9 protein-coding genes are annotated in these 8,893 nt (G+C 26.8%); all 9 read right to left on the reverse strand.

What is annotated here, in order from left to right:
• Positions 1-49: 49 nt before the first annotated feature.
• Complete coding sequence (gene rpoD / locus G3997_RS06835) at positions 50-1,201, reverse strand: RNA polymerase sigma factor RpoD (protein ID WP_296644748.1); 1,152 nt, start codon at positions 1,199-1,201, stop codon at positions 50-52.
• Between the two features lie 17 nt (positions 1,202-1,218).
• Positions 1,219-3,024 carry a DNA primase gene (gene dnaG / locus G3997_RS06840; RefSeq protein WP_296644750.1) on the reverse strand — a complete coding sequence of 602 codons (1,806 nt, stop codon included), beginning with the start codon at positions 3,022-3,024 and terminating at the stop codon, positions 1,219-1,221.
• Between the two features lie 236 nt (positions 3,025-3,260).
• A complete protein-coding gene (gene aroF, locus G3997_RS06845) occupies positions 3,261-4,040 on the reverse strand; it encodes a 3-deoxy-7-phosphoheptulonate synthase (RefSeq protein ID WP_296644753.1) in 780 nt (259 codons plus the stop codon).
• A 28-nt stretch (positions 4,041-4,068) separates the two neighbouring features.
• On the reverse strand, positions 4,069-4,860 hold the full coding sequence (folP, locus tag G3997_RS06850) for a dihydropteroate synthase (RefSeq protein WP_296644755.1): 792 nt from the start codon (positions 4,858-4,860) through the stop codon (positions 4,069-4,071).
• 17 nt (positions 4,861-4,877) lie between these two features.
• Positions 4,878-5,450: a GTP cyclohydrolase I FolE gene (folE, locus tag G3997_RS06855; protein ID WP_296644758.1), complete on the reverse strand. Its 573-nt coding sequence runs from the start codon at positions 5,448-5,450 to the stop codon at positions 4,878-4,880.
• An 18-nt stretch (positions 5,451-5,468) separates the two neighbouring features.
• Positions 5,469-6,143, reverse strand: a complete 675-nt coding sequence (locus G3997_RS06860) for a hypothetical protein (RefSeq protein ID WP_296644760.1) — start codon at positions 6,141-6,143, stop codon at positions 5,469-5,471.
• A gap of 20 nt (positions 6,144-6,163) precedes the next feature.
• Positions 6,164-6,904 (reverse strand): aminotransferase class IV, encoded by a 741-nt coding sequence (locus tag G3997_RS06865; RefSeq protein WP_296644763.1) that lies wholly within the window; start codon positions 6,902-6,904, stop codon positions 6,164-6,166.
• Positions 6,894-8,243: an aminodeoxychorismate synthase component I gene (pabB, locus tag G3997_RS06870; RefSeq protein WP_296644765.1), complete on the reverse strand. Its 1,350-nt coding sequence runs from the start codon at positions 8,241-8,243 to the stop codon at positions 6,894-6,896. Before pabB ends, G3997_RS06865 begins: the two co-directional genes overlap by 11 nt.
• 1 nt (position 8,244) lies before the next feature.
• Positions 8,245-8,829, reverse strand: coding sequence for an anthranilate synthase component II (locus G3997_RS06875; protein ID WP_296644767.1), 585 nt, complete (start codon positions 8,827-8,829; stop codon positions 8,245-8,247).
• Between the last annotated feature and the right edge of the window lie 64 nt (positions 8,830-8,893).

Genomic DNA, 8,893 nt, shown 5'->3' on the forward strand with positions numbered 1-8,893 from the left:
TTTTCTATATGATACAAAAATTCGCCCATAAGGCGAATTTTTATTTATCTTAATCTAAGTAGTCTCTAAGCTTTTTAGATCTACTTGGATGTCTTAATTTTCTTAATGCTTTAGCTTCGATTTGTCTTATTCTCTCTCTTGTAACATCAAACTCTTTACCTACTTCTTCAAGAGTTCTAGCACGTCCATCTTCAAGACCAAATCTTAATTTTAATACTTTTTGTTCTCTCTCATTTAAAGAACCTAATACATCTTCTATTTGCTCTTTTAATAAAGAGTATGCTGCAGCTTCTGCTGGTGCTGGAGCATCATCATCTGGTATAAAGTCTCCTAAATGACTATCTTCTTCCTCTCCTATAGGAGTTTCAAGCGATACTGGATCTTGAGCTATCTTCATGATCTCTCTTACTTTATCTTCTGTCATATCCATTTCTTTAGCTATCTCTTCAGGTTTTGGATCTCTTCCTAGCTCTTGAAGTAATTGTCTTGATACTCTTATTAATTTATTTATTGTTTCAACCATATGAACAGGTATTCTTATAGTTCTTGCTTGGTCTGCTATAGCACGAGTTATAGCTTGTCTTATCCACCATGTTGCATAAGTACTAAATTTAAATCCTTTTACATAATCAAACTTTTCAACAGCCTTTATAAGACCTAAGTTTCCTTCTTGTATTAAGTCTAAGAAAAGCATCCCACGACCTACATATCTCTTAGCTATACTTACAACTAATCTTAAGTTAGCTTCTACTAGCCTTTGTTTAGCTAATTCATCACCTTCATGCATTCTTCTAGCTAATTCAACTTCTTCATGTGGCTTTAATAAAGGTATTTTTCCGATTTCTTTTAAATACATTCTGACAGGATCATCTATACTTATACCTTTTGGTAAAGATAAATCTATTTCTTCTATTTCCATAGGAGTATCATCTTTTACTATACTTTCATCTAATCCTTCTAAATCTAAGTCATCTTCTTGTTGAAAATCTATTTCAGCTTTATCAGTTTTATTTTCGATAACTTCTATGCCTAGATTACCTAAAGTTTCATAAAGATTTTCAACTTGATCTTTATCTAATTCAGTTTCTGAAAAAGCTTCCATTATTTCAGCAAGAGTAAGAGATCCTTGTTTTTTTCCTTTTTCTATTAATCCTTTAGCTGTCATTCTTTTCGATTCTTTTTTATTTGATTTATTCTCCATACTTAGACCTCCCTTCATTATAACCTTTGTAACTGTCTTCTTATTTCAACTATTTTTAAAGCTATTTCCATAATTTTAGAATCTACCTCTTTCGCATCTTTAGTGTCTTTATTCTTTTCAATATCAATTTGTTCTTGTAATAAAATATTAATTTTTTCATTAAGACTATTTTTCTTTATATTTTTAATTATTTCATCTATATTTTTAATGTTATTTAAGTCCATATTATCTAAAGATATACTTTCTAATCCTTTAATATATTCTTCGGATATGTTTAAACTTTTAATTTTGTCAATAGTTATTTTGTCCAAATCTTTATTTTTAATTAACCAATTTAAAATTTCTTTACTATCATTTTCTAAAAAATCTTCTTCATTTATTTTCAATAAAATAATATCTCTATATTTTTTATTTTCTAACATTATTTTTATAAGATTTTCTTCTACTAATAGCTTTCCTTTTTTAATAGCTTTTGGCTTTTCAATTATCTTTTCTTCTTTTTTATTTATATATTTATTATTTTTATTTTGAGCGCCATTGTAATATTTTCCATATACTTCTTTTTTAATAGATTCAACACTTATATCTATTTGTTCACTTAAGTATTTAGTATAATAGTCAACTTCTACTGGACTTTTTATTTCTTTTATTATCTTTGATGCTTCTTTTGCAAATTTTACTCGTTCTTCATCTTTTTGTATATTAAAATTTCGTTTTAAATTATCTATTTTATATTTTATAGAATGAATTGAGTTCTTAATTTGTTTTTCAAACTCTGAAACTCCATATTTTCTTATAAATTCATCTGGATCTTTACATTCTTTTAAATTTAATACTTTTACATTAATATCTAATTTATTAAGAATCTCAATAGCTCTTAAGGTTGCTTTAATACCTGCTTCATCTGAGTCATATGATATAATAGCAGTATCTGCATATCTTTTTATTAGACTTCCTTGTCCCTCTGTTAATGCAGTTCCTAAAGTAGCTACTACATTTTTTATTCCATATTGATGAAGTGATATTAAATCCATATATCCTTCTACTAGTATTACACTTCTATCTTTTATTTCTTTTCTTGCAAAATTTAATCCATATAAATTTTGTCTTTTATTAAATATTAATGTATCTGGTGAATTTAGATACTTAGGTAGTGAATCATCTAAAACCCTTCCACCAAATCCTATTACATTTCCTCTATAATCAAATATAGGAAACATCACTCTATTTCTGAATTTATCATAAATCTTTTTAGTTTCGCTTTTATATCCAAATAAACCACATTCGATTAAATCTTCATTTTTATAACCTATGGATATCAGATAATTCATTAGAGAATTCCAAGAATCTAGTGAATATCCTAAACCAAACCTTTTAATTATCTTATCATCTAATCCTCTTTTTCTTAGATATTCATATCCTGGATTTTTACTTTTTATAAGATTTGAAAAATAAAACCTTGCTGCTTCTACATGTATGTCTTGAAATTTTTTAGATTTTTCTATTCTTTCTTTAGTAGATTCATCAACATGTGTATTGATTTCTACGCCACATCTATCTGCTAGTAATTTCACTGCATCCATGAAATCTAAATTTTCAATTCTCATTATAAAATTTATAACATCTCCACCTTCTCCACATCCAAAACATTTATAAATCTGTTTTGATGTATTGATGTAAAAAGATGGCGTTTTTTCGCCATGAAAAGGACATAATCCCTTATAATTTGACCCTGATGGTTTTATATTTATATAGCTAGATATAATACTAGCTATATCACATCTACTCTTTATTTCTTCTATAATATCTTTTATATCATTCATTTTATCACCTTTGGGTGTTTTTTATCTTAACATATCTATTTTACATTATATTGCAAATTTGTCAAATGCTCATTATTCATAATTCGACTTTTTTTGTTAAATTCCTTCTTTTTTTTAAAAAATTTTTTTTTCAATATATTTTATCATGTATTTATCTATAATTAAGTATTTACAAATTTTTTAATATTTAATACTTTTTTAAATAAAAAAGAGGCAAATTGCCTCTTTTTTATAATTTATTTTATATTATTCATTAAATCTTCAAATTCATTAAAGTTAAGTGATTGCATCCCATCTGATAGTGCATTTTCTGGCTCTGGATGTACCTCAACCATGATCCCATCAGCTCCAACTGCAAATGCTCCAATAGACATAGGCTTTATTAAATATCTAACACCTGTACCATGAGATGGATCAACTACCACAGGAAGGCCTGTTTCTTTTTGTATAATAGGTACAGCAGCTAAATCTAATGTATTTCTTGTATAATCATTATATGTTCTTATACCTCTTTCACACATTATAATTTTACTATTACCTTCTATAGCTATATATTCAGCAGCACCTATCCATTCACCTATAGTAGAAGAAAGACCTCTTTTTAACATAACAGGTTTGTCTTGTTTACCAACTTCTGTTAGTAAGTTAAAGTTTTGCATATTTCTAGAACCTATTTGAATTATATCTGTCACTTCATATAATTTGTCAAGCTCTCTTATATCCATTAACTCTGTTATAACAGCCATTCCTGTTTCTTTTTTTACTGCTTTTAATATTTCAAGACCTTCTTCTTTTAATCCTTGGAATGAATTAGGAGATGTTCTTGGTTTATATGCACCACCTCTTAATACATTTGCACCTTTACTTTTTACAAACTGTGCCGTTTTAAGTAATTGGTCATAACTTTCAATTGCACATGGTCCTGCTATTATAATTTTATCTTCTTTTACAGTTAATGTTTTATTATCCGTCGTAATTTCTATTTTTAAGTTTCTATCAAATAGGTTTTTTTTCATCACCTATATACTCCTTTTCTCGTTCTTACTATCGTCTGTATATAGCATCAGCCATTTTAGCAGCTCTTAAATTCTTCTCTACATCATGGACTCTTACAATATCTACTCCATCTCTTACTCCTAAAACAGTAGTCGCTATAGTTCCTTCTACTCTTTCTTTTGGTGGCAAATCTAGAGTATTTCCTATTACTGATTTTCTAGAAGTACCAAGAAGTATCGGATATCCTAATGATTTTAATTCTCCTAATCTCTTTAATACTTCTAAATTTTGTTCATATGTTTTACCAAAACCTATACCTGGATCTAATACAATCTTATCTTTATCTATTCCAGCTTCTATAGCTATATTTATACTTTCTGATAAAAATTCTTTTATAGATTCCATTATATCCTTATGATACTCAGTATTATCTTGATTATGCATTATACAAACATATGCATCATATTTTGCTATAACACTTGCCATGTCTTTGTCTTTTCTAAGGCCCCATACATCATTTATCATTTCTACACCTAATTTTAAACTTTTATCTGCAACCTTAGCTTTATATGTGTCTACAGATATAGGCGTATCTAGTTCTTCTTTAAGTTTTTTTATAACAGGTATTACTCTTCTTAATTCTTCATCAGCATCTACATAGTCATGACCTGGTCTTGTCGATTCTCCACCTAAATCAATTATATCCGCACCTTCATTAATCATTACTTTAGCATGTTCTAAAGCTTTATCTACACTATTAAAGTTTCCGCCATCTGAAAAGCTATCAGGAGTAACATTTAATATACCCATTATATAAGTTCTTTTATTATAATCAAACATACTATATATCTCCTATACTATTTCATAGTTATTAAGCTCATAGCTTCAGCCCTTGCTGCTATATCTTTTTCAAATATCCCTCTAACAGCTGACGTTATAGTTTTTGATCCAGGCTTTTTAACACCTCTCATAGTCATACACATATGTTCAGCTTCAACAACAACTATAACTCCATATGGATTAAGTTCTTCCATTATTATATCCGCTGCAGATTTAGTTATTCTTTCTTGTAATTGCGGTCTTTTAGCTAAAGTTTCAATCACCCTAGCAAGTTTTGAAAGACCTGTAAGTCTACCTTCTTTAGGTAAATATGCTATGTGAGCTTTTCCAAAGAATGGAACTAAATGATGTTCACAGCATGAATAAAAAGGTACATCTCTTACTAATACTAGTTCTTCATGTTCTTCATCTTGGAATATAACTTTTAAATGGTCTTTTGGATCTTGATGAAGTCCTGCATATATTTCTTCATACATTCTAGCTACTCTATCAGGAGTATCTATTAATCCTTCTCTATCTGGATCTTCTCCTATTGCTTCTAGTATATCTCTAACAGCTCTTTTTATTTTATCTTTATCTACATTACTCATTTGGTTAGCCCCCTTGCTTTATAATTGTTCTTTAAATATATATTTATAAGCATTTATCAAGTCTTCATATTCATAAGTTTCAATAGCCTTTTTACATAAATTATAAATTTTTATATCTTCTTCTTTTAAACTATTAAATAACTTTTTATCTTTAGGTATCCACTTATTATTTATAATAAAATACCCAACTATTATATCTTTTAAATATAAATTAGTCAAAAATTGATATTCAAAGTCATTAAATTTTTCTATAACTTTTAAATCTTCTACTTTAGCTAATATACAAGCTTTTAAAAGCTTAATCTCTTTTTCAGAAATTTTATCAGGACCTTCTATAAACTTTTCCTTACATAAATTTATTATTTCATTAGATATCTTATCTTTATCATATATAACTTTTGGTTCTTTCATTTCTTTTAAGAAAAAGTATTCTTTTTTATTTATAAATTTATATACCCCTTTTTCAGAAAAATAATTTATATCAAATTCAATATTCTCTATTTTTTTTACTATTCTAGTTTGTAAATCCCCATTTTTTACAAAAACAAATATATCTATATCACTTATATTTAAGTTTGTATCCCTTAAGTCTAAATTTTTAGATGATCCTACTAAGTATATTGCTTTAGTATTTTCATTATTTATTATTTCTTTAATTTCTTCATTATAAATTTGATAAATGCTTTTTTTCATATATATTCTCCAATAAATACTTAACTTAATTTATCTATTATTTTTGTAAATAATACATTTTCATCATTATATTTTTTATTTTCTATAAACTTAACCTTCATAGCTCCCATTAGACTATTAGTTACAAAAGAAAATTCAAAATCATTAATTTCTTCTAAATGTATTTCTTTTTTTATTACTTCTATATTTAATTCAACACAAATATCTTCTATCCTTTTTTTCATTATACCGTTTAATATAGGTAGTTCCTCACTTGGTGTGTATAACTTACTATCTTTTATAAAAAATATATTACACATAGAACATTCTAATATTTTGTTATCCATACTTAAAAATATTGCATCATTAAATCCATTTGTATTTGCATACTCTTTAGTATAAATATTTTCAAAGTAATTAGTTGTCTTATGTCTATAAAGTATGCTATTTCCTCTTTTTATAGGAGAAATAGTTAATTTAAGTCCGTCTTCATACATTTTATCATTATATACAATATCTCTAATTGATATATTATATCCTTCATCAAATAAAGTTACCCTTAGAGCTTTGTTTTTTATATCATTGTCTTTTATATATGTTAAAACTTCTTTCTCTAAAGACTTTCTATCTATATTAACTTTAATATTTAAATTACTTACAGAATTATATAACCTATTCATATGTAAATTAAAATCTATAGGCTTGTTTTCTATTTTTATAGTTTCAAATAAACCTATTCCAAACTTGCTTAAAGTACTATCAAATGAGATATTATTCTTCATAATAACCTCTTAATGCCTTCATTATAGATTGAGCCTTATCTAATGTTTCTTGATATTCATCTTCTGGATTTGAATCCCATGTCATTCCTCCGCCTACTTGGAAATATACATTTTCATCTTTTTTTATAATAGTTCTTATTGCTATATTTAAATCCATATCCCCATCAAATCCTATATATCCTATAGATCCTGTATAAACATTTCTTTGAGTAGGTTCTAATTCATCTATTATTTCCATAGATCGTATCTTAGGAGCACCTGTTATAGATCCCCCCGGGAATGTTGCTTTTATAACATCTATACAGTCCTTATCATCATCAAGTTCTCCAACTACAGTTGCCACTAGGTGATTTACATTTGCATATGGCTCTATTACAAATAGCTCAGGAACTTTAACAGTACCTATTTTAGAGATTCTACCTATATCATTTCGCTCTAAATCTACTATCATAAGAAGTTCCGCTCTATCTTTTTCACTATTTTTTAATTCTTCTTGTAATTTCAAATCTTCTTCTTTATTTTTTCCTCTAGGTCTTGTACCTTTTATCGGCCTAGTTTCTACTTTCCTATCTACACATTTTATAAATCTTTCAGGAGAATTAGATAATATATGACTATCTTCGAAATTTAAAAATGCTCCAAAAGGTGCTGGACTAAATCTTCTTAAGTCTCTATATAATTCATAACTTGATAATGTTGTCTTTCCATTAAATCTTTGAGTTAAGTTAGCTTGATATATATCTCCTTGCCTTATATAGTCTTGTACTTTTCTTACTGCATTTTCAAACTCATTTTTAGTAAAGTTTGAAGTAAGTCTAGTTTTCTCAACTTCTTTTTCCTCATAGCAAATATTATCTATGCCATTTTTTTCAGATTCATTTATCTTAATTTCTATATTTTTAATTATCTCATTTTCTTTTTCAACATCTAAATTAGGCGTTGCTATGTATGTTTTATTCTCTAAATGATCTATAGCTATTACCCAATTATAAAATCCAAAATATAAATCATATATATTTGTATCATCAACTGCTGTTCGAGGTAATTTTTCTATATAATTTCCTAAATCATAAGATAAGTATCCTACAGCTCCACCTATAAATGGTAGATGTGTATTATTTTCAACTTTATATTTATTTAACTCATTTTGTAAATAATCTAATGGATTTTCTTTAGTATTTTTATATTTTAATATTTTAAATGGATTGCTACTTATAAAAGAATATCTTCCTAACTTTTGTTTATCCATTGCACTATCTAATATAAAACTATTCTCATCATCTTTGAATATGGTAAATAGTTCAAATGAATTTAATTTAGTATTTATTTCTTTAATCATATTATATTTCCACCCTTTCTCTAGCCTCTTTTATAAAGTTTCTTAATATATCATGACCTTGTTCTGATAATATCGCTTCTGGGTGGAATTGAACACCTTCAATTAAATATTTTTTATGTTTAATTCCCATTATTTCATTTTTATCAGTCATAGCAGTAACTTCTAATTCTTCTGGTAACGAATCTAAATCTACTACTAATGAATGGTATCTAGTAACATTTAAAGGGTTATTAAGATTTTTAAAAACACCTTTATTATTATGTTTTATACTATGAACTTTTCCATGTACAGGTTGATGTGCTTTTATTACACTTCCTCCAAATACATGTCCTATTGTTTGATGACCTAAACAAATTCCAAGTATAGGCTTTATTCCTTTGAACTTATTTACAACATCTATACATATTCCTGCTTCTTTTGGTGAACATGGACCTGGAGATAAAACTATTATTTCAGGATTTATTTTTTCTATTTCTTCTACTGTTACTTCATCATTTCTTTTTACAATAACTTCTTCACCTAATTCTCCAATATACTGAACTAGGTTGTACACAAATGAATCATAATTATCAATCATTAAAATCATTGATATTTCCTCCCTGTATAATAAAAATCACTTTATCATGGCAATGTACTAGCATAGTTTAATC

It is taken from the genome of Romboutsia sp. 13368, assembly GCF_018336475.1.
Lineage (GTDB): Bacteria > Bacillota > Clostridia > Peptostreptococcales > Peptostreptococcaceae > Romboutsia.

What these genes read in the sequence shown, in the direction of transcription:
- G3997_RS06860 (WP_296644760.1), bottom strand. Translation starts at nt 6,143, where the DNA reads ATGAAAAAAAGCATTTATCAAATTTATAATGAAGAAATTAAAGAAATA.
- rpoD (WP_296644748.1), bottom strand. Translation starts at nt 1,201, where the DNA reads ATGGAGAATAAATCAAATAAAAAAGAATCGAAAAGAATGACAGCTAAA.
- aroF (WP_296644753.1), bottom strand. Translation starts at nt 4,040, where the DNA reads ATGAAAAAAAACCTATTTGATAGAAACTTAAAAATAGAAATTACGACG.
- dnaG (WP_296644750.1), bottom strand. Translation starts at nt 3,024, where the DNA reads ATGAATGATATAAAAGATATTATAGAAGAAATAAAGAGTAGATGTGAT.
- G3997_RS06865 (WP_296644763.1), bottom strand. Translation starts at nt 6,904, where the DNA reads ATGAAGAATAATATCTCATTTGATAGTACTTTAAGCAAGTTTGGAATA.
- folP (WP_296644755.1), bottom strand. Translation starts at nt 4,860, where the DNA reads ATGTTTGATTATAATAAAAGAACTTATATAATGGGTATATTAAATGTT.
- folE (WP_296644758.1), bottom strand. Translation starts at nt 5,450, where the DNA reads ATGAGTAATGTAGATAAAGATAAAATAAAAAGAGCTGTTAGAGATATA.
- G3997_RS06875 (WP_296644767.1), bottom strand. Translation starts at nt 8,829, where the DNA reads ATGATTTTAATGATTGATAATTATGATTCATTTGTGTACAACCTAGTT.
- pabB (WP_296644765.1), bottom strand. Translation starts at nt 8,243, where the DNA reads ATGATTAAAGAAATAAATACTAAATTAAATTCATTTGAACTATTTACC.